Here is a 25622-nt window from a genome sequence, read left to right as displayed (position 1 = left end):
GTTACTTCGTATTTATAAGGCAAAGGCTTAAATGGTTACGGTTGTTGATAGAGTTGCAAATAGACGATTGCGTCATCCTGAAAAGGCACATCGTCCTGAAACAAGCGTTCAAAAAAAGCCAGATTGGATTCGTGTAAAAGCGCCAACATCACCAATTTATAAGGAAACACATAGTATTGTACGTACGCATAAGTTAGTGACTGTATGTGAAGAAGCTGGTTGTCCTAATATTGGCGAATGTTGGAGCCAGAGGCATGCTAGCTTTATGATTTTAGGTGAAATATGTACGCGTGCTTGTGCTTTTTGTAACGTTGCAACAGGTATTCCACTTGCCGTTGATGATAATGAGCCAGAACGTGTCGCTGATGCTGTTGCACGGATGGAATTAAAACATGTTGTCATTACATCTGTTGATCGTGATGATCTTGCTGATGGTGGTGCTGAGCATTTTGCAAAAGTTATTTATGCGATTCGTCAAAAAACTCCTAAAACAACAATTGAAGTTCTTACACCTGATTTTCGTCATAAGGATGGCGCTTTAGAAGTTGTTGTTGCTGCTAAGCCTGATGTTTTTAATCATAACTTAGAAACAGTTCCTTCTAAATATTTGAAGGTCCGTCCAGGGGCACGTTATTTTCATTCAATTCGTTTATTACAACGTGTTAAAGAACTTGATCCAACAATTTTTACAAAATCGGGAATTATGGTTGGCCTTGGGGAGGAGCGAAATGAAGTTTTGCAATTGATGGATGATTTGCGCGCTGCTGATGTTGACTTTATGACAATTGGACAATATTTGCAGCCTACACGAAAACATCATCCAGTTGTTCGTTTTGTGCCTCCTGAAGAATTTGAGTCTTTTGCCAAGATTGGTAAAGTAAAAGGATTTTTACATATGGCCTCCAATCCTCTAACGCGTTCATCTCATCATGCTGGAGATGATTTTGCCATTTTGCAAAAAGCGCGTGATGAAAAATTTTCCTTACAGAGATAATTATGCCGATTTTTACAATACATCGGCAGATCACCCATAGTGCCAGTGAAATGTTTGATCTGGTTTCAGATATTGAGCGTTATCCTGAATTTTTACCAATGTGTGAGTCTTTAATAATACGTTCTCGAAAAGAATATGGAAAAAAAATATTGCTTCTTGCGGATATGACCGTTGGCTATAAGATTATTCGTGAAACTTTTACGACTCAAGTATTTCTTCAGCCGGAAAAAAGTCTTATAGAAGTTAAATATATTGATGGTCCATTCAAATATCTTGAAAATCGTTGGGCCTTTCATGATATTGAAAATACCAATGCATGTAATGTAGAGTTTTTTATTGATTATGAATTTAAAAGTAAAACGCTTGGATTAGTGATGGGCTCAATGTTTGATATTGCGTTTCGTAAATTTACCGAGGCTTTTGAGAAGCGTGCGCATCAGATTTATGGCTCTACGGTAACATAGTCTATTCTGTTATTTTTTAACAATACCTATTGCTTAAACAGCGTGAAGGTGAAAACCGGTTTCCATCTTTACTATTTGTTTTTAATTCAGCTTTCAAAAGCATATTGAGGGAATATCATTTTAAATGATGAAGATGATGCACAGTTTCATGCTTTTGTTTCTCTCTTTTTTAATGGATGCACACTCGTTAAACAAAACGCCCAAATAGAACATGCTTGCGTCATACCCATTTCATAATAGTGCTCATAATAAATAGTATAGATTCTCGTAAAAGTATATAAAATCTACATCTGTACACTTATGAAGAAGTTCTCCTGTATCATTTATTTGCCATCTCTCAAGATGTTGTACCAGCTCTTAGCACTTGAGAGAGAGGTACAAGTTTCCCTTTCATTAATCATTTTATTTATACAGTTTTTTCTCTTGTGGCGTGTAAGTGAATAAATTTGATTAATTCAACCTACACAGGACTAAAGTGAGATAATTTTACGCTAGTCAGATCGTTCATTTTCAAGTTGTGATACAATAAAATTTTTTCAAGATGTTGACGATTATAGACTCGATGGGGAATAAAGAATTTTGAAATTAGTATGGGGAATTCAGTGAAGCAATTCCAGAATCATTTTAAAAGCATTTTCAACAGTTGCATGGCGGATAGCATTGCGATTAAGATGAGCAAAGTGCATTTCTTTGTGCAGGGGGGAGTGGTTTTTATAAGCTACTGCGCAATGCACAAGTCCTACAGGTTTATCAAGACTTGCACCTCCTGGACCAGCAATTCCTGTTACAGAAACTGCAATGTCAGCTTGTGAATGTTTTAATCCACCCTCAGCCATTGCAAGAGCAACTTCTTTTGAAACGGCACCATAGGTTTTTATAAGTTCAGCACAAACGCCAACAAGGCGTGTTTTAGATTCATTTGAATAAACAACAAATCCACAATCGAGAACATCTGACGATCCTGCTATATTTGTGAGGCATGCAGCAATGAGTCCCCCTGTACAAGACTCTACAGTTGTTAACAGCAAACCTTTTTGGCGAAAGGTATTAAGAACTTCATGTGCTTGTTTTTCACAAAGATATGTCATTGGGGAATTTCTCCTGAATAAAGGACGCTCACTGTTGCAAGAGCAGCAATTCCCTCACCACGACCAATAAATCCAAGCCTTTCATTTGTTGTTGCTTTGATAGAGATACGATCAGGTGTTATTGCAAGTATTGTTATAAGATTTTCTGTCATGGCATGACGATATGGACTAATTTTAGGATTTTCAGCGATAATTGTGATATCAACATTGGCGATACGACCACCTGCTTGTTTTATAATATCAAGAGCATGACGGAGAAAAATTTCTGATGATACATTTTTCCATTGAGGATCAGAGGGAGGAAAATGTGTACCGATATCTCCAGCACCTTGAGTTGCAAGAAGGGCATCTGTTAATGCATGAAGAGCAACATCCGCATCGGAGTGTCCATTTAATTTTTTATGAAAAGGGATTTTTATACCACATAATATAAGAAAATCACCATCCTCAAAAGAGTGAACATCATAACCATTGCCGGTACGAATATCAGGAAATATTTGCATTTTCTTTTGGAGATATAAATGTGCAGTATTAAAATCTTCATGCCATGTAATTTTTATGTTGTTAGGATCTCCAGGAACGGTACGCATAGGAATTCCAAACCATTCGGCAATTGCAGAATCGTCAGTGAATTCTTGTTTGCAAGCTTGTTTTGCTTGTTTATGGGCCGCTAAGATATGTTCAAAGGGAAAACACTGTGGAGTTTGTGCACTATAAAGATGGGTACGGGGAATTGTTTCTAAAACATGCTGATTATTTATACGTTTAAGGGTATCAGAGATGGGCAGAACAGGAAGAACACCTTCTTGAGGCGTGATAGTGTTGTGAATGTTATTAAGAAGCTTGTTTTCGATAAAAGGGCGTGCACCATCATGAATATGCACATATTGGGGGGCAAATTTTTTGAGTGCCTGAAGTCCATATAAGGTAGAGATTTGACGTGTATTGCCTCCTTCAACGATAATAAGGCGCTCTTTAAAATCGTCAATAGCTTGTTCACAGATTTGACGATCTTCTGGATGAATAACAAGAATAATTGTTGTGATAGCTGGATGCTGCAAAAAACAATGCACGGTATGATAAATAATTGGCTTTTGTCCTAGAAGCCGATATTGTTTTGGAATTTTATGGGGAGATCCTGCTCTTTCACCCCGTCCAGCGGCTAATATTATTGCTGCAATAGAAATACTTAATCTCCTTGTATTATAATCTTAGTTTGCTTTTTTGTCATTAATTTTAAAATGATTTTGAAAGGATGGTTGTTGTAGATCAGCAAGGGATATCACGGATAACACCTCAAAAAAAGCATTTAATGCTTTTTGAAGTGCGGTATTTAAACCACAAAAATCAAACAAGGGGCAAGTTGGTTCTGCAGTATCGAAACATTCTGCGAGGGAAAAGTTGTCTTCTGTTACTTTCACAACATCCGCGACTGAAATTTCTGCTGCGGGTTTAGCCAATCTAACTCCACCATTGCGTCCACGCACTGTTTGTATAAAACCTGCTTGAACAAGCAGCTGAAGGATTTTAAATAAAAAAAGCTCTGAAACGGCATATGCTTTAGCAATTTCTGGAATACGACTGAGAGTTCCCTGATTATCTGCACAATACATAAGCATTCGAAGAGCATAATTTGTTTGTTTTGTTAATCGCATCTCATTTCCTTCGTAAAGTATCGTCGAACACAGTCTATTTTAAAGATATTTTGCAAAATGTAGAAGTTTTTTCTCGTTGACTATATTTGCCTATTTTAAATGTAGTATTAGTATTGTCAATTTTTGCTACAAAAGGTTATATGAGAATAATGGGATAAGGGTATGTAAGCTCATGACGAATATAACATCTGTGACGAATCTTCAAGACATAGATAAAAATACTTATAACGATGAGTTGTATCGTTTAAGTAAGGTATATATTTTTTTAGGGATTACAATTATTGTATTGGCTTTACTTACGGCCTCTGTTTCATTTATTATTCTTATTGGATTAACTCCTGTTGTTCCCAGTAGAACAGTAACCCTTATTCTTATAGGAATTAATAGTTTTTGGGTTTTAGGGCTTATTGTCATCGTTTTTTATGAGATGATACCGATCATTCGTGCTTGGCGTTCAAGGCGTGCAGGATCGCGTCTTCATGTGCGCCTTATTTCATTGTTTGCACTTGTTGCGACAATGCCAGCTGTTGCTGTAGCTCTTGTATCGGGTCCAGCACTAAATTTGGGACTTGATCGATGGTTTGATACAACAACGCGGCAAATTGTGGGCTCTTCTATTGATTTAGCAAATGCTTATGCAGATGAAATGCTCCAAAATTTAAAAAATTTATCCTACGCGATGGCATTTGCACTTGATAACAAAAAACTCTTAGAACGTAATCCAGCTGAATATAGGATGCAATTGACGCGTCATGCTCTAGGACGCAATTTGCGTGGTGCATTTTTGTTAAGTTCTAGTGGAGCTATTTTTGTATCGAGTGCTCTTGGTGATGAAGATAAACTGCCAATTCCTCCTTCTCATCTTATTGAACGTGCAACCAGTGCGAGACCTTTTTCTTTTCAACCAGGCGTTCATGATTATTTTGGTATTATTTTAAAATTTACCAATATTCCAAACACATTTTTATATTTGGTGCGTGACGTTGATAAAGGTGTTTTATCTGCTTTGCGTTTGACAGAAGTTAATACAGATCGTTATCGTGATTTAAATGAGAATCGCCTGCTGACACAGATTGCATTTGGTATGCTTTATTTGTGTCTTTTGTTTAGTTTATTCTTATCAGCCATTTGGGCTGCTATTGCTGTTGCTGATCGCTTAGTACGTCCTATTCGTCTTCTCATTAGTGCTGCCGATGATGTTGCTTCTGGAAATATGGAAATTTTCGTGCCAGTACGAGCAAAAGATGGAGATATTGGGCAATTATCCAAAACTTTTAATTACATGGTCAGTGAATTGAAAAGTCGGCGTAATGAATTGATTGCAGTGCGTGATCAAATTGATGAAAGACGGCGTTTTTCTGAAGCTGTGTTATCGGGTGTAACAGCGGGAGTAGCAGGTATAGATGATAATGGTGATATCACCATTATCAATCGGTCTATTGAAGCGATGTTTGATATTCGCTCAGAGCGCGTTGTTGGAAAAAGTCTTTTATCTTTAAGCGCTGAAATTTGGCAGGTTTTTCAGTTTGTGCGTTCATTGGATCGTAAAAACCATCGTGAGCAGGTCACTTTAAACGTTGCAGGAAAAGAGCGTGTCTGTAATGTCCAAGTTACGATGGAGGAGGATGATGGACAAGGGCAATCTTGGGTTCTAACAATTGATGATATTACAGACCTTGTTGCAGCGCAACGTACAGCGGCGTGGGCGGATATTGCGCGGCGTATTGCACACGAAATTAAAAATCCTCTTACACCTATTCAGTTATCCGCTGAACGCATTCGTAAACGTTATAACAAAGCTATTACACAAGATAGAGAGGTCTTTGAGCGGTGTATTGACACAATTATTCGGCAGGTTGGAGATATTGGGCGTATGGTTGATGAGTTTTCCTCTTTTGCACGTATGCCCAAACCCAAAATGCATATTTTAGATATACGAGAATTGTTGCGCGAAGCATGTTTCTTGATAGAGGTGACGCGACATGATATTCATTTTGAGCAAGATTTAGGAACTCTACCACTTATGGGTGCATTTGATAACCGTCTCATTGTACAGGCTTTTTGCAATGTTATCAAAAACGCGAGCGAATCCATAGATTCAGTTATGCGAGAGGAAAATATTCACGGTCATATTCTTATCCGTTCTTATCGTCAGGAAGAATGGGTGGTTGTGGATGTTGTTGATAACGGGAAAGGACTTCCTAAAGAGCAAAGACAAAAGTTATTAGAACCCTATATAACAACGCGGGAAAAAGGAACAGGGCTGGGGTTAGCTATTGTGCGCAAAGTTATTGAAGATCACGGTGGTTTCATGGAGCTTCATGATGCACCGGAGAGTTTTTATGAAGGTCGTGGTGCGATGATCCGTTTGATATTTCCAGCGGATGGGGGTAAGCAGGGTAATATTATACAAGCCATAAATCATAAGATAGGGGAATAGTATGGTATCAGATATCTTGATTGTTGATGATGAAGCAGATATTCGTGAGCTTGTTGCTGGTATTTTAGATGATGAAGGTTATGAAACGCGTGTTGCTTGTAACTCTGATGAAGCATTGGCTCAAATTAGTGAGCGTATTCCAAAGCTCATTTTTTTGGATATTTGGCTACAGGGTAGTCGTCTCGATGGTTTAGCACTGCTTGATGAAATTAAAACACAATATCCGGCTCTTCCGGTCGTTATGATCTCTGGTCATGGTAATATTGAGACGGCTGTTTCCGCTATAAAGCGAGGGGCATATGATTTCATTGAAAAACCTTTTAAAGCTGATAGACTTGTATTGGTTGCAGAGAGAACACTTGAAAATTCAAATTTAAAACGTGAGCTTTTAGAATTGCGAAAGCGTTCGAACGAGACATTAGAGTTGCTCGGAAAATCGACAGTTATAAAAAATTTGCGTCAAATCATAGAAAAAGTAGCACCAACCAATAGTCGCATCATGATAACAGGTCCTTCAGGGGCAGGAAAAGAGACTGTTGCACGAGCTATTCATGCGCTCTCAACGCGTTCGAATGGGCCATTTGTTACAATAAATGCTGCAACGATTACTCCGGAAAGAATGGAAATAGAGCTGTTTGGCAGCGAAATGGAGGGAAGAGAGCGTAAAATTGGTGCCTTAGAGGAAGCTCATGGCGGTATCTTATATCTTGATGAAATTGCTGATATGCCGCGTGAGACTCAAGGGAAGATTCTTCGGGTTTTAACGGGGCAAACATTTGAGAGAATTGGCGGCACAAAACGTGTTAAGGTGGATGTCCGTATCATTTCTTCGACAGCGCAAAATCTTGAAAACCTCATTTCTGATGGGCGCTTTAGGGAGGATCTTTTTCACCGTCTTTCCGTTGTTCCTATTGTTGTTCCCCCCCTTTCAGCGCGTCGTGAAGATATTCCAGAACTTGTACATCATTTTGTAAAAACAATATCACAGCAGGTTGGGATTAAACCGCGTGCAATCAGTGATGATGTGATTGCTATTTTGCAAACGCACGCTTGGCCGGGTAATGTGCGGCAATTACGTAATAATATTGAGCGTCTTCTTATTCTTGTGCGGGATGGTGATGGTCCTATAACAGCGGACTTTCTTCCCAGTGAAGTAAGTGATTCTTTGCCACGTCTTCAAATGGATTCAGATGAAAGTATAATGGATTTGCCGTTACGTGAAGCTCGAGAATTATTTGAAAAGAGATATTTAGTGGCGCAGATTGGGCGTTTGGGTGGAAATATATCACGTACTGCTGAATTTATAGGCATGGAGCGTTCAGCTTTGCACCGTAAACTTAAAGCGCTTGGAGTTTCTTAAAGCGATGCGTATTATTATTTGTGGAGCAGGACAGGTTGGTTATGGGATAGCAGAGCGTCTTGCTGCTGAAAATCACGATGTTACTGTTATTGATATTGAAACGAGATTAATTGAAAAGATTCGCGATACATTGGATGTGAGAGGTTTTGTTGGTCACGGTTCACGGCCTGAAGTTCTTTTGGCTGCAGATGCAGACAAAGCTGATATGTTGATTGCTGTCACTTTGTTTGATGAAGTTAATATGGTAGCTTGCCAAGTAGCACATTCATTATTTAATGTGCCCACAAAAATTGCTCGTATTCGCTCACAATCTTATTTAGAACCACGTTATAAGACGCTTTTTTCCAGAGAGAATATTCCCATTGACGTGGTTATTTCGCCAGAAGTTGAAGTTGGGGAAATGGTTTTGCGCCGTATTGCTTTACCTGGTGCAATAGATGTTCTTTATTTTTGTAATGATGATATTGTGGCACTAGCTTTGGAATGCATGGAAGATTGTCCCGTTATTAATACACCTTTGCGTCAATTAACAGAGCTTTTTCCAGATCTTCATACGACGGTTACTGCTATTAAACGTGGCGCGGAATTATTGGTTGCACATTCAGAAACGCAACTACGCGTTGGTGATATAACCTATCTTGTTGTTTCTCGTGAACAGATGCGTCGTGCTGTTGGGCTTTTTGGTCATAAAGAACAAGATGCCCACCGCATGATTATTGCAGGGGGTGGTCACATTGGCCTTTATGTTGCACAGGCTATTGAAAAGCGTTTTCATAAATTAAAATTGAAGATTATAGAAGCGCATAGAGAAAGAGCCCTCACAATTGCTGATCAGCTTGAAAAAACAACAGTTTTATACGGTAACGTGTTAGATCCAGTGATTCTTCAAGATGCGGGAATTGATCAGTCCGATTTAATGATTACATTGACCAATCAAGATCAGGTTAATCTCTTAAGCGCTATTATTGCTAAAAGATTGGGCTGCAAAGCCAATATGGTATTGATTAATAATGTTGCCTATCAAGAATTTAGTCGTGCTGTTGGTGTGGATGCATATCTTAATCCCCATAGTGTTACAATATCGAGAATTTTGCAACAAATGCGCCGTGGGCGTATTCGTTCTGTTCATTCAGTTTTTAATGGCCGAGCAGAAATTATTGAAGCTGAAGTGATGCAAACATCTTCATTGGTTGGTAAGTCATTATCAGAGCTCAATTTATCAGATGGTTTGAGAATTGGTGCAATTTATCGCAATAAGACAATAATACAGCTTTCGGCAGATACGCGTATTTTGTCTGGTGATAGAATAGTGATTTTTGCTCTTGCTGATAGGGTTCGTGATGTTGAACAACTCTTTCGCGTAAGTTTAGAATATTTTTGATGTATTATCTATGGATATTTGTACTTTTTGGTATAGTGGACAATTAAGATTGGTAGATAGGCTTTGTTTGTCTTCAATGGTTAAAACTGGACAGCGCGTTAAGCTTTTTAGTTATGATAAAAAAATAGATAATCTCCCTGCTGGTGTTGAGCTGTATGAAGCCGAATCAATTTTACCACGCTCAGCAATTTATCGCCTTGATCCCGATTTTTCTGATGATAAACTAGGGTGTACAATTGTTCAGTTCTCGGATTTTTTTCGTGTTATGCTGATGAAATATCAACAAGGTGTTTGGTTAGATACAGATGTTGACCTTGTTAAACAATTTCATCCAGATGCGGATAAGGTTTGGTTGGCAAGAGAAAATAATACAAGAGTAGGCGTTTCTGCACTTTATTTTCCGCCCAATAACCCTATTATAAAAATATTTGAGGATTATTGGGCAGGTGCAGAAATTATTCCTCATTGGCTTGGGTTTAAGCGTCGTGTTTGGAGACCGTTCTGGTTAAAGAGGAAAAACATGCCGATTTTACCGGGAAATCTTGGCGTTACAATATTTGGCAATGATGGTATTTCACGATTAGCAAAACGATATGGTTTTTTTCATGAAGCAAAGGAAAAGGAAACTTTTTATTATTGGACTGGGCGAAAAACTGAACGTATTTTTGAACCAGCTTTTGGCGTAAAGCCGCTTACAGATTCACGCTTGATAGGTTTTCATATTCACAGAAAGACAAAGACTACGAAAAGACCTCAGGAAGGAAGTTTTTACCATTGGGCGGTATCTCGCATTCCGGATGTTCATCATTTGTTTAGGTAGAGTTATTATTGCTATTTTAACTATTGAGATTTTAATCTATCTTATACAATCTCTTGATTGTAGCTTGCACAAGAGAGTAATGTTAACATATGGACAAAAACATTGAATGTGTAAAGAGCGGTTGTTATATGAACGGAAAGTAAAAATATGAGTGATCCAATGAAAACAGCATTAAGCCTTGTTCCTATGGTTATTGAACAAACAAATCGTGGTGAACGGGCCTATGATATTTTTTCCCGTCTTTTAAAGGAACGGATTATTTTTATTAATGGACCTGTTGAAGATGGTATGGCAATGCTTGTTTGTGCACAATTGCTTTTTTTGGAAGCGGAAAATCCTAAAAAAGAAATTAGTCTTTATATTAATTCTCCAGGTGGTGTCGTAACATCTGGTATGGCTATTTATGATACTATGCAGTTTATTCGCCCTCCTGTTTCTACGCTTTGCATGGGGCAAGCGGCATCTATGGGGTCTTTATTATTAACGGCTGGAGCAAAAGGTCATCGTTTTACATTGCCAAACGCACGTATTATGGTGCATCAACCATCTGGTGGTTTTCAAGGTCAAGCTTCAGATATTGAGCGACATGCGCAAGATATTATAAAGATGAAACGGCGTTTAAATGAAATTTATGTTCAACATACGAGTCAAGATTATGAGGTTATAGAGAGAACTCTCGATCGCGATCATTTTATGACAGCAGAAGAAGCCAAAGCGTTTGGCTTAGTTGATGATGTTATACAATACCGTGCAGAAACTGAAAAAGAAGAAAAAGATTAAGAATTTTTATAGAAAAAACAGCTACTTTAAATCAAGAGTTTTATAAAAAATATCGCAAAATAAGAGAAACACCTAAAAGTATTGAGACATGCATGGTTTTCTATATGTCTTTTAGTTTTCATGATGAAAGGCTTCCTTTGAAAAGGCAAAGTGTTCATATATTGTGGTGAAAGGAAAGAAAAATGAGCAAAATTAGCAATAGCGGGAACGAATCAAAAAATACTCTCTATTGCTCGTTCTGCGGCAAGAGTCAGCATGAGGTGCGTAAGCTCATTGCGGGGCCTACTGTATTTATCTGTGATGAATGTGTAGAGCTTTGCATGGATATTATTCGGGAAGAAAATAAGTCTTCTGGGGTTAAGGTGCGTGATGGTGTTCCTACGCCACAGGAAATTATAACAGTTCTTGATGACTATGTTATTGGTCAGCAGCATGCAAAGCGTGTTCTTTCTGTTGCTGTTCATAATCATTATAAACGGTTGGCGCATCAGTCTAAAAGCAATGATATTGAGTTGGCTAAATCAAATATTCTTCTTGTTGGTCCAACGGGTTGTGGTAAAACTTATCTTGCACAAACATTAGCACGTATTATTGATGTGCCTTTTACGATGGCGGATGCGACCACTTTGACTGAAGCGGGTTATGTGGGAGAAGATGTTGAAAATATTATTTTGAAGCTTCTTCAAGCAGCAGATTATAATGTTGAACGTGCGCAGCGTGGTATTGTTTATATTGATGAGGTTGATAAGATTTCTCGTAAAGCAGACAATCCTTCTATTACAAGAGATGTTTCGGGGGAAGGAGTTCAGCAAGCATTATTAAAAATTATGGAAGGAACGATTGCTTCTGTTCCTCCTCAAGGTGGACGTAAGCATCCGCAACAAGAGTTTCTTCAGGTTGACACCACAAACATCTTATTCATTTGTGGGGGAGCTTTTGCAGGTTTAGAACGGATTATTTCAGGGCGTGGTGAAAAAACTTCTATTGGTTTTTCTGCGACTGTTAAGGCTCCGGATGAGCGTTGTGTCGGTGAAATTTTTCGTGATTTAGAGCCTGAAGATCTTATTAAATTTGGTTTAATACCAGAATTTATTGGGCGGCTTCCTATAGTCGCTACCTTAGAGGATTTAGATGTTAACGCCCTCATGCAAATTTTATCCCAACCTAAAAATGCGTTAGTAAAGCAATATCAGCGTCTTTTTGAAATGGAGAATGTTGAGTTAGCATTTCATGAAGATGCTTTACGTGTTATTGCAAAGAAAGCAATTGAACGTAAAACTGGTGCTCGTGGTTTACGTTCTATTATGGAGAAGATCCTTCTTGAGACGATGTTTGAGCTACCGGCTCTTGAAGGCGTTCAAAAAGTGGTTATTTCGAGTGATGTCGTTGATGGTAAAGCGCGTCCTCTTTATATTTACTCAGAACGTGCAGAAGATAAAGAAAATGTATCAGCATGACATTGTGCGATGCACAATATAAAAGGTGGTAGTGAACGGTATTTGATAGGTGTTTCTAATAATATCATTATAATGCTTGATTTATGTATGAGTAATTACCACTTCATGTACAGTGAAGAGCTGAGATTTTCTAAAGGTGGGCTAATTGTTGTAGATAGCTCATAGGCTCCAGAAAGGAGAGTTATGCAATATATTGATGAAAAGACAGATGAAGTAAGAGATGGGGTTTATGCTGTTTTACCTCTTCGTGATATTGTTGTCTTCCCCCATATGATTGTTCCACTTTTTGTGGGCCGCGAAAAATCAATTCGTGCTCTTGAAGAAACGATGGCGGTTGATAAGCAAATACTATTGGTGACACAAAAAAATGCTTCTGATGACGATCCAAAATCAGAGGATGTTTATCATATTGGTACATTTGCTAATATTCTTCAACTTTTAAAGCTTCCTGATGGTACTGTAAAGGTTTTGGTTGAAGGAACTGCACGTGCAAAAATTAGTCAATTTTCTTTAAGTGAAGGTTATCATCAGGCTTTTGCAACTGTTACAGAAGAACCTAGAGAGAGTGATGTTGAGATTGAAGCTCTTTCAAGGTCAGTGATTACTTATTTTGAAAACTATGTAAAGCTTAATAAAAAAATCTCTCCTGAAGTTGTGAATGCGATTGGCCAGCTTGATAATCCTTCTAAGCTTGCCGATACGATTGCTTCTCATTTGATGATTAAACTGGCAGAAAAACAGGAAATATTAGAGCTCTTACCTGTGCGGGCCCGTCTTGAACGTGTTTTGTCCTTCATGGAAGGAGAAATTTCTGTTTTGCAGGTTGAAAAACGTATTCGTTCGCATGTTAAACGGCAAATGGAAAAAAACCAACGAGAATATTATCTCAATGAGCAGATGAAGGCTATTCAAAAAGAGTTAGGAGCAGGTGATGATAGCCGAGATGAACTCTCTGAATTAGAAGAACGTATCAAGAATACAAAACTATCCAAGGAAGCACAGGAAAAAGCTGGAGCAGAATTGAGAAAATTACGGAATATGTCTCCTATGTCTGCAGAAGCGACAGTTGTACGTAACTATCTTGATTGGTTATTAGCAATGCCTTGGGGTAAAAAATCTAAGATTAAAAACAATTTAGATTTTGCTGAAAAGGTCATGAATAATGAACATTTTGGTCTTGAAAAAGTTAAGGAGCGAATTATTGAATATTTGGCCGTACAAAGTCGCGCGTCAAAGATAAAAGGTCCCATTATTTGTTTGTTAGGTCCTCCAGGTGTAGGGAAAACATCATTAGCGCGCTCTATTGCAAAGGCAACGGGACGTGAGTATGTTCGTATCTCATTGGGAGGTGTCCGAGATGAAGCAGAAATTCGTGGACATCGCCGAACATATATTGGCTCGATGCCTGGGAAAATTATCCAGTCTATGAAAAAAGCAAAAAAATCTAATCCGCTTTTCTTGCTTGATGAAATTGATAAAATGGGCCAAGATTTTCGTGGTGATCCTTCATCCGCTTTATTAGAAGTTCTTGATCCTGAACAAAATGGTACATTCATTGATCACTATTTGGAAGTTGAATATGATCTTTCTGATGTCATGTTTATCACAACTGCCAATACGCTTAATATTCCAGGTCCGTTAATGGATCGTATGGAAATTATTCGTATCGCTGGTTATACTGAATGTGAGAAAATGGAAATTGTTAAACAGCATCTTTTACCAAAGGCACTAAAAGATCACTGTTTATCTAAAAAAGAACTCAGTATTTCTGATGGCGCACTAAGGTCAATTATTCAGTTTTATACACGTGAGGCAGGCGTTCGTAACCTTGAACGTGAACTCATGAAAATTTCCCGCAAATCCGTTACAAAAATTCTCAAAACACATCAAAAATCTGTAAAAGTTACAGAAAGTAATATTCATGATTTCTTGGGTGTTAAACGTTATCATTACAATCAGATTGAAGGAGAAAATCAAGTTGGTGTTGTAACAGGTCTTGCGTGGACAGAAGTCGGTGGAGAGTTATTGACTATTGAAGGAGTTATGATGCCCGGCAAAGGGAAGATGACTGTAACTGGAAATTTACGTGATATTATGAAAGAGTCCATTTCAGCGGCAGCATCTTATGTACGTTCTCGTGCTGTTGATTTTGGTATTGAACCTCCACTTTTTGAAAAACGCGATATCCATGTTCATGTTCCAGAGGGTGCGACACCAAAAGATGGCCCATCGGCTGGGATTGCAATGGTGACAGCAATTGTTTCGGTCCTTACAGGAGTAGCTGTGCATAAAGATATTGCAATGACTGGTGAAATTACTTTACGTGGACGCGTTTTACCCATTGGTGGATTAAAAGAAAAACTCTTAGCAGCTCTTCGAGGAGGGATAAAAAAAGTACTTATTCCTGAAGAAAATGCAAAAGATTTGGTTGATATTCCTGATGATGTCAAAAATAATATGGAAATTATTCCGGTAAATCATGTGAGTGAAGTTTTGAAACACGCTTTGGTTCGTTTTCCAGACACTATTGAATGGAAAGAACCCTCTACAGGGGCTGTGCCAATCCGGTCAGAGAGCAGTGATAGTGAAGGAATACAGATTGCGCACTGATTCACTTATCTCATTTATAACGGCATTTTTTAGGTGGTAGAAGATGTTGTTGAGGTTATTATTCTGTTTTTTGTTGGAAAAAGTGAAAAATTCCGTGAATAACTGTGATTATTGCTAAAAAAACAATGTTTTGGATAAAAATAAGACTTCTGTTTGCTGTACTTTTCAATAAACTGACCAATAACATGATTAAGTCATGTTCAGGTAATATAGGGAAAGGAAATATTTTATGAATAAAAGTGAATTCGTTAGCTCCGTTGCTGAAAAGGCAGGTGTTTCGAAAGCGCAAGCTGGTGCTGTTGTTGATGCTTTTATGGCTTCTGTAACAGAAGCTTTGGCTTCAGGGGGAGATGTTCGTCTTCCAGGTTTTGGCACTTTTGAAGTTTCTCATCGTGCTGCAACAAAGGGGCGTAATCCTTCAACTGGTGCTGAAATCGATATTCCAGCACGTTCTGTACCCAAATTTTCTGCAGGAAAAAGCCTTAAAGAAGCAGTTAATAAAAAATAATTTAAGCTACATTAAAAAAACCCGATTTATTTATAAACGGGTTTTTTTAACACATGTGTTATGCTTGTTTTTCACATAAAACTTTGAGATCCTTGCGATATTTTTTATTTTCATGTATTGCTGAAATATATTGTTTTTAGTCTTTTCAATGAAATATTGTACTTTATTAATTGAGCGCGGGTATGGCTTATAAAATGTAATATTAACTTTTATTACGCTGAAGTGTTACGGTATTTATTTCAAAACAAGATCCGTAAATAATATGAAGCGGAAAACTCTGTAAAGTCCATAAAAGTTATTATATATCACCATTTACGCTTAATAAAAGTGCATGTTGGTGCCACCTTGCTATCTATTTTCTCAGTTCCTATAATGTTGCGACTAGCCCCAGATATCTGAGACGAGTGCATAAGGGATAGTTTTATTCTTTTACTCTTATACGCCAACCTTTCTTGTGACGCACCAAGAGGATAATTTTATTGATTTATTATAAGATCCTGAAATAAAAAAATCTTTTGATATTCAGATTTGGTTTTTAATATTGGGATTTTTCTTGGCATTTGAGAGGGGAGAGATAGCTCCAGCTCTATCCTACAAATATTTTTTCCATATCTTTATTTCACTTGTGATATGCAAGCGAGTATTTTTCCTTCATCATACAAGAGTTAAAATGAGAGAACATCACAAATTTTGAGGGAGGAAGTTAAAAAACAGAAAAATTACTCTTATAAAATAATATACATTACGTAATATAAAAACTATTAATAAAGATAGTACAGTATTACTTGTGTATCTCCATTTATTTATTTTGATTATTCATAATATGTTTATATAATTATTTTGTTTTTAGTCATTAAATCATATTAAATTATTGATAGCGGTAAAGTTTTTTTATAGCCAAAAGTTATTTTACAGCATCTACATAATTGAATAAATGATGAAACGTAGGGTAGTATTTATTGATTGGGGGAGACAGTCTTTAAAAGGCTTTAGAATGATTTTTTCACGAGAGTTATAAAGATCTATTCAGTAGGAGAGAGGCGAATCGTGTGTTTTTTATAAACAGGAGCTCTTTGATTCTTTATTTGCTAACCACTGAGTACAATCATTGAGAGCTCTCGCTGTTATGGCTTGTTTTTTTACTAATTTTTTTTCTTTACTTGGTAAGCGTTTTCCTGAATGTTTAATAGAAGCAATAGGCGGAAAGAGTCCGAAATTGATATTCATTGGCTGAAAAGATTGTGTTTCTGCTTTTTCATCTATGATGTGTCCCCCTGTAATATGATTCAAAAGGGCTCCGAATGCTGTAGTTTGTGGGGGTAGGTAAGGGGAAATATGATGATATTCGGCAGCAGCAAAACGTCCAGCAAGAAGCCCTATTGCCGCTGATTCTACATAACCTTCACATCCGGTAATTTGCCCTGCAAAGCGTAGTTGTTTTTTTTGTTTTAAACGAAGGGTTTGATCAAGAATAATTGGCGAGTTGAGGTAGGTATTGCGGTGAAGACCACCAAGACGCGCAAACTCTGCTTTTTCAAGACCGGGAATCATTCTAAAAATGCGAATTTGTTCACCATATTTCAATTTTGTCTGAAAGCCGACCATATTATAAAGCGTTCCAAGTTTATTATCTTGGCGTAATTGAACGACGGCATAGGGTTTAACTGTAGGGTTATGGGCATTAGTTAAGCCCATAGGTTTCATAGGACCATGTCTTAACGTTTCAAGTCCGCGCTCAGCCATAATTTCAATGGGGAGGCATCCATCAAAATAGGGCGTTTTTTCAAAGTCACGAAACTCTGTTTTTTCAGCATTTTTTAACGCTTCAACGAATGTTTCATATTGTTCTTTGTTGAGGGGACAATTAAGATAATCTTTTCCTGTTCCCTCAGGACCAATTTTATCATAGCGAGACTGATACCAACAAATGTTGATATCAATACTGTCGGTATGGATAATAGGTGCAATTGCATCAAAAAAAGAAAGAGCTTTTATACCGGTTATTGCTTGTAATTTTTGAGCAAGTGCAGGCGATGTAAGGGGGCCTGTTGCAATGACAACATGTTTCCAAGCTTTAGGAATTTCTTGAACTTCTTCACGTTTGATTGTTATAAGAGGGTGGTTTTCAAGTGCTGTCGTAACGGTTTTTGAAAATCCATCACGGTCAACAGCAAGAGCACTACCTGCGGGAACTTTGTTGGCATCAGCAGCTTTCATAATTAACGATTTTGCTAATCGCATTTCAGCATGTAAAAGTCCTACGGCATTTGTTAATGAATCATCGCAACGAAACGAATTTGAACAAACCAGTTCTGCCAATTTATCGGTTTTATGGGCATCTGATTTTTTTTCGGGTCGCATTTCATGCAAAACAACAGAAATTCCTGACTGAGCGATTTGCCAGCTTGCTTCACACCCCGCAAGACCGCCACCGATGATATGAATTGGGATATCAAATGTCTTTAACATAATTGACTTTTAGCGTAAGCAGTTATGTATGAAAAGCATAGATTTTGTTTTTTTTAATATATTTGTTTGCTTTTTTTCTGTAATTAATGGTATAGAAACGCCGCTTGTATAAGGTTATTAGCTTGTAAGTTTGAGCGGATGTGGCGAAATTGGTAGACGCACCAGATTTAGGTTCTGGCGGGAGACCGTGGGGGTTCGAGTCCCTCCATCCGCACCAAAGCAATCCCTTAAGTGCTACGGATTTCTACGTGTCTGAAATTCCGCTTCATGGTAAATGTAACACTCGAAGTGTTAGAATGTAATGATTATTAGAGTGGGTTGATCCCTCTCCTTAGAAAAATGAAGGTGTTTAATGCAGGTTACCGAGACGCTTAATGAAGGACTGAAGCGCGAAATTAAGATCGTGGTTCCAGCGAAAGATTTAGAAGAAAAGTTGAATGAACGATTGGATGATACCAAGGGAAAAATCAAGCTTAATGGTTTTCGTCCCGGTAAAGTGCCTAGTGGGCATTTGCGAAAAATGTATGGTAAATCCTTTATGGCGGAGATTCTCAATGAGATACTCAGTGATGCACCCCGTTCTATTTTAGCGGACCGCAATGAACGTGCAGCGATGCAGCCAAAAATTGATATAGATGAAGATGAAAAAATTCTAGATGGCAAAGCTGATTTTACTTTTAGTTTAAAGTATGAAGTTTTACCAAAAATTGACATTAAAGATTTTGAACATATTAAGGTTATCCGTGAAATTGCAACTATTCCTGAACAGGATATTGATGATCAAGTCAATCGCGTCCTTTCTTCTACGCGTAATTATTCTCTAAAAGAGGGGAATTCTGAAGAAGGTGATCGCATTACCATAGATTATCAAGGTAAGCTTGAAGGCGTTCCATTTGAAGGTGGGGCAGATAGTGATGCACAACTGATTCTTGGGTCAAAACAATTTATTCCTGGTTTTGAAGAGCAATTGGTTGGTGTGAAAGCTGGGGATGTAAAAACGATTTTTGTTAAATTTCCTGATAATTACAGTGCGGCACATTTGGCGGGACGGGAAGCAGAGTTTGACATTACTGTCAAAGCTGTCTTTAAACCAGATGAATTAAAAATTGATGATGAAGCAGCGCAAAAAGTTGGTTTAGAGTCTCTAGATCGCTTACGTGAGGTCGTTCGTGGGCAGATTGAAAGCCAATATGGTTCAGTGACACGTCAAAAAGTTAAGCGTCAAATTCTTGATGCTTTAGATGCTGATTATAATTTTGAGATTCCTGAAGAACTTTTAGAGGTTGAGTTTAACAATATATGGGCTCAGGTTAATGATGATTTGAAAAAGGCTGGGCGCAGTTTTGAAGATGAAGGTATTACAGAAGAAAAGGCACGTGAGGAATATCGTGTCCTTGCGCAGCGTCGTGTTCGTCTTGGTTTGGTGCTTTCTGAAATTGGAATGAAGGTTGGTGTTAAAGTTAGTGAGGATGAGCTAAAAGCAGCAGTTTTTGATCAGGTTCGCCAATATCCAGGACAAGAGAAAGAGATTATGGATTTTTTCCGTAAGACTCCGGAAGCTGTTGAAAATCTACGTGCTCCGATTTTTGAAGAAAAGGTCATTGATCATTTATTAGCACAGATAAAAGTCACAGATAAAGAAGTGACGGTTGAAGAGTTGATGAAAGAATATGACGAATCAGATGTCCCTGAAGAAAAGCAGGCAAAGAAAAAGTCTGAAGTGAAAGAAACGTCTACAGAGAAAAAACCAGCTAAGAAAAAGGCTCCTAAAAAAGCTTAATATTTATGCAAACAACACAAGCCCGATAAAATCGGGCTTGTGTTGTAAGATTTATATCCTAGGATTGCACTGAGAGAATGGTTTTAGATAAGCCATGAGTGAATTTTAAAATATTGGTAGTGGATTGGCAATGAGCATCATTGATACGCGTACTCCTGATTCTAAGCGTTTTATTTCTGGAGTTACAGGTGATTGGGAAGTCATCATTGGCATGGAAGTTCATGCGCAAATCATATCAAATTCAAAACTTTTTTCAGGAGCATCAACCAAATTTGGTGCAGAGCCGAACAATCATGTATCACTTATTGATGCAGCCATGCCAGGTATGTTGCCTGTTCTTAATCAAGAATGTGTTCGTCAAGCGGTTCGAACGGGGTTAGGATTAAAGGCGCATATTAATTTAAAATCTGTTTTTGATCGCAAAAACTATTTTTATCCAGATTTACCGCAGGGGTATCAGATTTCTCAATTTCGCTATCCGATTGTGGGAGAGGGAAAGATTATTATATCTGTTGGTCCAGATTCGAATGGCCAATTTGAGGATATTGAAGTGGGAATTGAGAGGTTGCATCTTGAACAAGATGCTGGAAAATCGATGCACGATCAACATCCAACAATGTCTTTTGTAGATCTTAATCGTTCTGGTGTTGCTCTTATGGAAATTGTTTCCAAGCCTGATATGCGCTCATCAGATGAAGCCAAAGCCTATATGACAAAATTGCGTACGATTGTTCGTTATTTGGGCACTTGCGATGGCAATATGGATGAAGGTTCTATGCGTGCAGATGTCAATGTATCTGTTCGTCGTCCTGGTGAAAATTTTGGAACGCGCTGTGAAATTAAAAATGTGAATTCTATTCGCTTTATTGGTCAAGCAATTGAATATGAAGCGCGTCGTCAGATCGCAATTTTAGAAGATGGAGGCGTCATAGATCAAGAGACTCGGCTTTTTGATGCCGCTAAAGGTGAAACGCGCTCTATGCGCTCAAAGGAAGAAGCGCATGACTATCGTTATTTTCCTGATCCTGATCTTTTACCGTTAGAATTTGATCAAGCATTTGTGGATGCTTTGGCAGCAGACTTACCAGAGTTGCCTGACGCTATAAAAGCACGTTTTGTTAAGGAAATGGGATTGACAGTGTATGATGCTTCCATTCTTGTGACAGAAAAGGCTATTGCTGATTATTTTGAAGAGGTAGCGCGTGGGCGTGATGGAAAAATAGTTGCCAATTGGGTGATTAACGACCTTTTAGGGGCTTTAAATAAAGATAATCGTGAGATTGAAGAGTCACCAGTATCGCCAAATCAATTGGGAAGCATTATTGATCTTATAAAAGAAGGAGTTATTTCTGGAAAAATTGCCAAAGATCTTTTTGAGATTATTTGGAATGAGGGGGGAGATGCACGCCAAATTGTAGAAGAACGAAATATGAAGCAGGTAACGGATACAAAGGCTATTGAAAGAGCTGTTGATGAGATCGTTGCCAATAATTCTGATAAAGTTGCGCAAGCAAAGCACAAACCTGCTTTAGCTGGTTGGTTTGTTGGACAGGTAATGAAAGTAACAGGTGGTAAGGCAAATCCCCAAGCTGTTAATGAATTGGTTAAGATGAAACTTGGCATAGATTAAATTTTATGGGGTGGAGAAGAAGCCATACATATGATATCTTCTTGAAATTAAAGGATAGCACGTTAACCTATCAATTGGAATTGTAGTTGAATTTACTAGTAACTTTTTCGATAATTTCAATCGTTAATAATTTTATTCCAACGATTAATTTCATGAACGCACTAAATGAATGGAATAGCAGATGGCTCGTTTTTTTAAGCAAATCTTCACATGGTGGAATGGCAATACCATTGGTACGCGTTTTTTCACATGGCGCAAAGGTAAGCGGATAGGGGAAGATCAATTTGGAAATATATATTATGAAGGAGGACTTCATAAGGATGGTTATCCGCACCGTTGGGTTATCTATAAAGGCTATTCTGAGGCCTCTACTATTCCACCAGGTTGGCATGGCTGGATTCATCATCGCTGTGAGTGTCCACCAACACAAGAGGATTATCATCCTTATGAATGGGAAAAGCCACATGTTGCCAATATGACAGGAACAAATGAGAACTATCGACCAAAGGGGGCTATCACCTCCAATGGAGAGCGTTCTTGTGTGCATGAAGATTATGATGCGTGGTCACCTAAAAAATAACATGTTTTAATGTGCGTGTGTATTTTTGTCTTATTTGACTCTATGTTATGAAAAGAATTATTTTTTAAGGTGCGATTGATTTTGATATGATGAGATTTTTTTTTATTGTTAGGGGCGAGGCATTTTTTTTATATTTTTTTTATGGAAATTTTAGTGTTTTTATCCTTAAATAATGGGGTGCGGGCTGAGCGTATTAGCAATGGAATTGCTGTTTTTGCAGGTCTTGACAAAATCACGGGACGGACCACACGTTTTGAAGTTACTCTTGGTAAAATTTATCAGTACGGCGCATTACAGGTAACACCACGTGCGTGTTATACGAGCTCTAAAGATGAACCCACGCGTACAACTGGTTTTGTTGAAGTCAATGAAGTAACATTAGATAAAAAAATACGGCGTATTTTTACAGGATGGATGTTTGCAGATAGTCCTGGTTTGAACGCTGTTGAGCATCCTATTTATGATGTGTGGTTAAAGGATTGCAAGCAGAATGCTCAAGATCTTCCTCTTCAATAATTAGTGTGTTATCTATTTATAATACATTGATTTATAATGGTCCTTTATCATTTTACAACTTAATAGCAAATTCCTATGATTACCTCATTTAATTTTTTTTATATTGAATAATCCAAACTATTCTCTTGCGCGTTACAAGTGGCGGATGTGTCAATAACACTGTCTAAAAAAGGAATAAAAAATTCCGTCATGAACTGTTTAAATTCAAAGATGCATCATTAGAATCAACATATTTTTTAAGTGTTTCATAAGAGACAGTTCTTGAATTATATCTGTTAAAGGTTGAAATGAAAGGCTTGTTTATATTTGTTAAAGAGATGAACTGACGCTTTTGCATGTATGTGGGAAACAGATTATCAAGTAAGTAATTTATCATGAAACACTAATTATTATATCTAGAGAACGCTGTATTGGTATTTTTCTCATAGAGATGTCGTTTTTCGTTCAAAGCGTAGAAGCAATGCAGGCCATATTAATGGAAAAATTGAGATTTAAGATTCTTTAAAGTTTATCAATCGAAGTATAGCTTGGTTAAAAAATGCAATAATCAATATATTTCTAGTAAGAAAATAATGTTTATATATTTTTATTATACACCACCTCATAAGTGAGTTTGTCTATTCGTAAGTTCTTGTATATTGCATGGTAACTTCACATTTAAGTAAGTAGGATACCACTAAGTTTGTAAATCATATTCTTGATATCCATGCTTTTTAAAATCTTTTGTATAAAATACACGTGTTTTCATATAGAGCTATTGAAAATTTAAAAAGGGGTTTCGAAGAGGCGTTGAGAAGATTCTGCATCACTGGGAATGGTATATTTATTTTGTATAAAGTATAACCCATTTTCTAAAAAATACGAGATTTTATACAATGAAAGTTTCTAGTCACCAACATAATGATGTTTCCCGATTGCCAAAACAACCTAAAGAACCCTTATTGAATGTTCCATTTATTATAGTTGTTTTGATAGCATTTTGTTTTTGTCTTTATTGCATTTCTCAGTATTATTTTTCTCATCATGTTTATGTTGAAAGCCTTGAGCTTTTTTCATTTATACCAGCATTGTTTAAGAGGGATCCTGTAGCATTTTGTTATACCATGGTGAGTTATTCATTTATGCATAGTAGTTTTAAACATATTGCTCTTAATATGGTTTGGCTTTTGGTTTTCGGCTCTCCTTTAGCAAGGCATTTTGGTGTTTTACGTTTTTTAATTTTTTGGGTGTTAACGGCAGTTATTTCTGTTTTGACTTATTTTACATTTCATCAAGAAAGTACCATATCACTTATTGGGGCGTCAGGTGCCGTATCTGGAATGATGGGTGCTATTGCACGTTACGGTTTTCCTAGTGGTAATCTAGCTGTCAATGCGCAGAACGAAAAACTTTTAGGACCTTTATTATCTGTCAAAAAAGCTCTGTGTTCTAAGGGGGGGCTTGTTTATATGAGTGTATGGCTGACGACTGATTTGATCATAGGTATTTCTTCTATTTTGTTTGAAGAAAATGGCATCTCAATAGCATGGGAAGCTCATATTGGCGGGTTTTTTGCGGGTTTTTTGTTGGTTGGTTTGTTTGATGTTTCACAAAAAATTAAAAACTAGAATCTAAGATATTGATGTGCCACATAAAGAGCTATTGTTGCTGCATTTGAAACATTTAATGATTTAATATTTCCAGGCATGTCAAGGCGTGTTAAAGCGCAAACGGTTTCGCGTGTTTTTTTACGTAAACCTTTACCTTCTGCTCCTAAAACAAGAGCAATTTTATTCCCTGTTAATGCTGTTTCTAGAGGTTGGTCACCTTCTGAATCGAGACCAAAGCTTGTAAAACCTGTTTGATGAAGTTCTTGAAGAGCTTCAGCAAGGTTTCGTACGGTAATATAATGAATCATTTCCAGAGCTCCAGATGCCGCTTTCGCAAGAACACCGCTTTCGTGGGGAGAGTGACGGCAAGTTGTAATAAGTGCTTTAGCTTTCAATGCAACTGCAGAGCGCATAATAGCGCCAACATTATGTGGATCGGTAATTTGATCCATGACAATGACCAGATCAGTATTGGTTAGTTCCGACAGTTTGCATGGTTTGAGGGGGAGAGTTTCCAAAACAATACCTTGATGAACAGCCTCACTTCCAACAAGCGAATCAAGATATTTGGGGGTGCATAATGTAACAGAGCAAGGATAATCTGATTCGGATATATTTAATCGTTTTAAGGCATTTTGTGTAACGTAAAGACATTTTAAAATTCTTTTTGGGTTTTCTAAAGCAGCCTGAACAGAATGAATGCCATAAAGATGGATGATCTCTTGCTGTAAAGAAGCAGCTTTCTTCTTTGGGTGTGTAAAAGATCGAGAAGGAGAGCCTTTTGTATCGCGATATCGGCGACGCAAACGAGCATAATGAGAATTTTGTGATGTTTTTTCTTTCATAGCTTCTTTATAACGTGTTAATAAGAAAAATAGAGAGAAAAAATCTATGATTTAAAATTATGAGCAGGAAATTTGTACAGAATTGTATTTATTCTGTTGACAGATACAATAGTAATCGTCATAACCACTTCGCAATCAGATTGAATTGAATGGGTATTCAAGATGGTTGTCGTGATGTCTCATTGCGCGACTTTATCGGTGTAATGGAGGGGTGCCCGAGTGGTTAAAGGGGGCGGACTGTAAATCCGTTGCGTATGCTACGTTGGTTCGAATCCAACCCCCTCCACCATTCATCGAAGGAGAGTTAGTACGTGGGTCATGCGGGTATAGCTCAATGGTAGAGCAGCAGCCTTCCAAGCTGAATATGCGGGTTCGATTCCCGCTACCCGCTCCAAATGATTATTGATGATTGGGCAAATAGGTATGATGGAGGATATTCCATTTATAGATTTGGTGGGGTTTTCCGTCTAAGAGTTGTGGTGATTCGGCTGTTTACAGTCTGGTCAGACTTAAGTTTTGCAGAACTGTCCCTAGGTGCTAATAAAATATAGGGAATAAAACAAGAGATTAATAGCAATGGCGAAGAGCAAGTTTGAACGAACAAAACCGCATGTTAATATTGGTACGATTGGTCACGTTGATCATGGGAAGACCTC

At 37.7% G+C, this 25622-nt stretch carries 20 protein-coding genes, 3 tRNA genes and 1 pseudogene; 19 read left to right on the top strand and 5 right to left on the bottom strand.

Going from position 1 to position 25622, the window contains the following annotated elements; genetic code table 11:
• The first annotated feature begins 31 nt into the window (after positions 1 to 31).
• Positions 32 to 994, top strand: a complete 963-nt coding sequence (gene lipA / locus ACFIMM_RS04880; RefSeq protein WP_375682451.1) for a lipoyl synthase — start codon at positions 32 to 34, stop codon at positions 992 to 994.
• Positions 995 to 996: 2 nt separating this feature from the next.
• Positions 997 to 1458 (top strand): type II toxin-antitoxin system RatA family toxin, encoded by a 462-nt coding sequence (locus ACFIMM_RS04875; RefSeq protein ID WP_273791149.1) that lies wholly within the window; start codon positions 997 to 999, stop codon positions 1456 to 1458.
• A 599-nt stretch (positions 1459 to 2057) separates the two neighbouring features.
• Here the strand turns inward: ACFIMM_RS04875 and ACFIMM_RS04870 are convergent.
• Genes ACFIMM_RS04870 through rirA form a run of 3 tightly spaced genes read right to left on the bottom strand, consistent with a single transcriptional unit; the run spans position 2058 to position 4201 of the window.
• Positions 2058 to 2546, bottom strand: a complete 489-nt coding sequence (locus ACFIMM_RS04870) for a CinA family protein (RefSeq protein ID WP_375628982.1) — start codon at positions 2544 to 2546, stop codon at positions 2058 to 2060.
• Positions 2543 to 3733: a bifunctional 2-C-methyl-D-erythritol 4-phosphate cytidylyltransferase/2-C-methyl-D-erythritol 2,4-cyclodiphosphate synthase gene (locus ACFIMM_RS04865; protein ID WP_375613044.1), complete on the bottom strand. Its 1191-nt coding sequence runs from the start codon at positions 3731 to 3733 to the stop codon at positions 2543 to 2545. The genes ACFIMM_RS04870 and ACFIMM_RS04865 overlap by 4 nt, the downstream gene beginning before the upstream one ends.
• A 24-nt stretch (positions 3734 to 3757) precedes the next feature.
• Positions 3758 to 4201 carry an iron-responsive transcriptional regulator RirA gene (rirA, locus tag ACFIMM_RS04860; RefSeq protein WP_375682450.1) on the bottom strand — a complete coding sequence of 148 codons (444 nt, stop codon included), beginning with the start codon at positions 4199 to 4201 and terminating at the stop codon, positions 3758 to 3760.
• A 172-nt stretch (positions 4202 to 4373) separates the two neighbouring features.
• Between rirA and ACFIMM_RS04855 the strand changes: the two genes are divergently transcribed.
• From ACFIMM_RS04855 to ACFIMM_RS04820, 8 genes are all read left to right on the top strand, one after another.
• The gene (locus ACFIMM_RS04855; protein ID WP_375692646.1) at positions 4374 to 6641 is read left to right on the top strand and encodes an ATP-binding protein; all 2268 of its coding nucleotides are present in this window, start codon (positions 4374 to 4376) and stop codon (positions 6639 to 6641) included.
• A 1-nt stretch (position 6642) separates the two neighbouring features.
• Complete coding sequence (locus tag ACFIMM_RS04850; protein WP_375611278.1) at positions 6643 to 8001, top strand: sigma-54-dependent transcriptional regulator; 1359 nt, start codon at positions 6643 to 6645, stop codon at positions 7999 to 8001.
• 4 nt (positions 8002 to 8005) lie between these two features.
• The gene (gene trkA, locus ACFIMM_RS04845) at positions 8006 to 9382 is read left to right on the top strand and encodes a Trk system potassium transporter TrkA (RefSeq protein WP_375611279.1); all 1377 of its coding nucleotides are present in this window, start codon (positions 8006 to 8008) and stop codon (positions 9380 to 9382) included.
• Positions 9383 to 9392: 10 nt separating this feature from the next.
• Positions 9393 to 10202 carry a hypothetical protein gene (locus ACFIMM_RS04840; RefSeq protein ID WP_375682449.1) on the top strand — a complete coding sequence of 270 codons (810 nt, stop codon included), beginning with the start codon at positions 9393 to 9395 and terminating at the stop codon, positions 10200 to 10202.
• 147 nt (positions 10203 to 10349) lie between these two features.
• A complete protein-coding gene (gene clpP / locus ACFIMM_RS04835) occupies positions 10350 to 10982 on the top strand; it encodes an ATP-dependent Clp endopeptidase proteolytic subunit ClpP (protein WP_375611281.1) in 633 nt (210 codons plus the stop codon).
• Positions 10983 to 11164: 182 nt separating this feature from the next.
• Entirely contained in the window at positions 11165 to 12439 is a 1275-nt protein-coding gene (gene clpX, locus ACFIMM_RS04830; RefSeq protein ID WP_273723371.1) for an ATP-dependent Clp protease ATP-binding subunit ClpX, read from the top strand.
• Between the two features lie 183 nt (positions 12440 to 12622).
• Positions 12623 to 15049: an endopeptidase La gene (gene lon / locus ACFIMM_RS04825; RefSeq protein ID WP_375628987.1), complete on the top strand. Its 2427-nt coding sequence runs from the start codon at positions 12623 to 12625 to the stop codon at positions 15047 to 15049.
• Between the two features lie 229 nt (positions 15050 to 15278).
• Positions 15279 to 15557 (top strand): HU family DNA-binding protein, encoded by a 279-nt coding sequence (locus ACFIMM_RS04820; protein WP_375611283.1) that lies wholly within the window; start codon positions 15279 to 15281, stop codon positions 15555 to 15557.
• A 1056-nt stretch (positions 15558 to 16613) separates the two neighbouring features.
• Here ACFIMM_RS04820 and trmFO read toward each other — a convergent pair.
• Complete coding sequence (gene trmFO / locus ACFIMM_RS04815) at positions 16614 to 18026, bottom strand: methylenetetrahydrofolate--tRNA-(uracil(54)-C(5))-methyltransferase (FADH(2)-oxidizing) TrmFO (protein ID WP_375682448.1); 1413 nt, start codon at positions 18024 to 18026, stop codon at positions 16614 to 16616.
• Positions 18027 to 18160: 134 nt separating this feature from the next.
• Here trmFO and ACFIMM_RS04810 point away from each other — a divergent pair.
• The 6 genes from ACFIMM_RS04810 (at position 18161) to ACFIMM_RS04785 (ending at position 24139) form a co-directional block, all read left to right on the top strand.
• A tRNA-Leu gene (locus ACFIMM_RS04810) sits at positions 18161 to 18243 on the top strand.
• A 135-nt stretch (positions 18244 to 18378) separates the two neighbouring features.
• Positions 18379 to 19806 carry a trigger factor gene (gene tig / locus ACFIMM_RS04805; RefSeq protein WP_375638121.1) on the top strand — a complete coding sequence of 476 codons (1428 nt, stop codon included), beginning with the start codon at positions 18379 to 18381 and terminating at the stop codon, positions 19804 to 19806.
• A 130-nt stretch (positions 19807 to 19936) separates the two neighbouring features.
• Positions 19937 to 21436 (top strand): Asp-tRNA(Asn)/Glu-tRNA(Gln) amidotransferase subunit GatB, encoded by a 1500-nt coding sequence (gatB, locus tag ACFIMM_RS04800; RefSeq protein ID WP_375638122.1) that lies wholly within the window; start codon positions 19937 to 19939, stop codon positions 21434 to 21436.
• Between the two features lie 181 nt (positions 21437 to 21617).
• Complete coding sequence (locus tag ACFIMM_RS04795) at positions 21618 to 22016, top strand: NADH:ubiquinone oxidoreductase subunit NDUFA12 (RefSeq protein WP_375638123.1); 399 nt, start codon at positions 21618 to 21620, stop codon at positions 22014 to 22016.
• A 141-nt stretch (positions 22017 to 22157) separates the two neighbouring features.
• The gene (locus tag ACFIMM_RS04790) at positions 22158 to 22532 is read left to right on the top strand and encodes a DUF2155 domain-containing protein (RefSeq protein ID WP_375692645.1); all 375 of its coding nucleotides are present in this window, start codon (positions 22158 to 22160) and stop codon (positions 22530 to 22532) included.
• Positions 22533 to 23407: 875 nt separating this feature from the next.
• Positions 23408 to 24139 carry a rhomboid family intramembrane serine protease gene (locus tag ACFIMM_RS04785; protein ID WP_375692644.1) on the top strand — a complete coding sequence of 244 codons (732 nt, stop codon included), beginning with the start codon at positions 23408 to 23410 and terminating at the stop codon, positions 24137 to 24139.
• Here the strand turns inward: ACFIMM_RS04785 and ACFIMM_RS04780 are convergent.
• Positions 24136 to 24966 (bottom strand): TrmH family RNA methyltransferase, encoded by an 831-nt coding sequence (locus ACFIMM_RS04780; RefSeq protein ID WP_375612889.1) that lies wholly within the window; start codon positions 24964 to 24966, stop codon positions 24136 to 24138. The genes ACFIMM_RS04785 and ACFIMM_RS04780 overlap by 4 nt on opposite strands.
• A gap of 205 nt (positions 24967 to 25171) precedes the next feature.
• On the opposite strand from ACFIMM_RS04780, the gene ACFIMM_RS04775 reads away from it, so the two are divergent.
• From ACFIMM_RS04775 to ACFIMM_RS04765, 3 genes and pseudogenes are all read left to right on the top strand, one after another.
• Positions 25172 to 25255 (top strand) — tRNA-Tyr (locus tag ACFIMM_RS04775).
• A 31-nt stretch (positions 25256 to 25286) separates the two neighbouring features.
• A tRNA-Gly gene (locus tag ACFIMM_RS04770) sits at positions 25287 to 25360 on the top strand.
• A 182-nt stretch (positions 25361 to 25542) separates the two neighbouring features.
• Positions 25543 to 25622: pseudogene (locus ACFIMM_RS04765) on the top strand (elongation factor Tu); the annotation flags it as partial.

The organism is Bartonella sp. AP258QHHD (genome assembly GCF_042196145.1).
In the GTDB taxonomy this organism is placed as follows: Bacteria; Pseudomonadota; Alphaproteobacteria; order Rhizobiales; family Rhizobiaceae; genus Bartonella.
This window is presented reverse-complemented; position numbering and strand designations above follow the sequence as displayed.

Excerpts from the sequence above, each read along its gene's own strand:
- lon (WP_375628987.1), top strand. The coding sequence starts at position 12,623 with ATGCAATATATTGATGAAAAGACAGATGAAGTAAGAGATGGGGTTTAT.
- gatB (WP_375638122.1), top strand. The coding sequence starts at position 19,937 with ATGAGCATCATTGATACGCGTACTCCTGATTCTAAGCGTTTTATTTCT.
- ACFIMM_RS04855 (WP_375692646.1), top strand. The coding sequence starts at position 4,374 with ATGACGAATATAACATCTGTGACGAATCTTCAAGACATAGATAAAAAT.
- trkA (WP_375611279.1), top strand. The coding sequence starts at position 8,006 with ATGCGTATTATTATTTGTGGAGCAGGACAGGTTGGTTATGGGATAGCA.
- ACFIMM_RS04795 (WP_375638123.1), top strand. The coding sequence starts at position 21,618 with ATGGCTCGTTTTTTTAAGCAAATCTTCACATGGTGGAATGGCAATACC.
- rirA (WP_375682450.1), bottom strand. The coding sequence starts at position 4,201 with ATGCGATTAACAAAACAAACAAATTATGCTCTTCGAATGCTTATGTAT.
- ACFIMM_RS04870 (WP_375628982.1), bottom strand. The coding sequence starts at position 2,546 with ATGACATATCTTTGTGAAAAACAAGCACATGAAGTTCTTAATACCTTT.
- ACFIMM_RS04780 (WP_375612889.1), bottom strand. The coding sequence starts at position 24,966 with ATGAAAGAAAAAACATCACAAAATTCTCATTATGCTCGTTTGCGTCGC.
- ACFIMM_RS04850 (WP_375611278.1), top strand. The coding sequence starts at position 6,643 with ATGGTATCAGATATCTTGATTGTTGATGATGAAGCAGATATTCGTGAG.
- lipA (WP_375682451.1), top strand. The coding sequence starts at position 32 with ATGGTTACGGTTGTTGATAGAGTTGCAAATAGACGATTGCGTCATCCT.
- trmFO (WP_375682448.1), bottom strand. The coding sequence starts at position 18,026 with ATGTTAAAGACATTTGATATCCCAATTCATATCATCGGTGGCGGTCTT.
- ACFIMM_RS04820 (WP_375611283.1), top strand. The coding sequence starts at position 15,279 with ATGAATAAAAGTGAATTCGTTAGCTCCGTTGCTGAAAAGGCAGGTGTT.
- ACFIMM_RS04785 (WP_375692644.1), top strand. The coding sequence starts at position 23,408 with ATGAAAGTTTCTAGTCACCAACATAATGATGTTTCCCGATTGCCAAAA.
- tig (WP_375638121.1), top strand. The coding sequence starts at position 18,379 with ATGCAGGTTACCGAGACGCTTAATGAAGGACTGAAGCGCGAAATTAAG.
- ACFIMM_RS04875 (WP_273791149.1), top strand. The coding sequence starts at position 997 with ATGCCGATTTTTACAATACATCGGCAGATCACCCATAGTGCCAGTGAA.
- clpX (WP_273723371.1), top strand. The coding sequence starts at position 11,165 with ATGAGCAAAATTAGCAATAGCGGGAACGAATCAAAAAATACTCTCTAT.
- ACFIMM_RS04840 (WP_375682449.1), top strand. The coding sequence starts at position 9,393 with ATGGATATTTGTACTTTTTGGTATAGTGGACAATTAAGATTGGTAGAT.
- ACFIMM_RS04790 (WP_375692645.1), top strand. The coding sequence starts at position 22,158 with ATGGAAATTTTAGTGTTTTTATCCTTAAATAATGGGGTGCGGGCTGAG.
- clpP (WP_375611281.1), top strand. The coding sequence starts at position 10,350 with ATGAGTGATCCAATGAAAACAGCATTAAGCCTTGTTCCTATGGTTATT.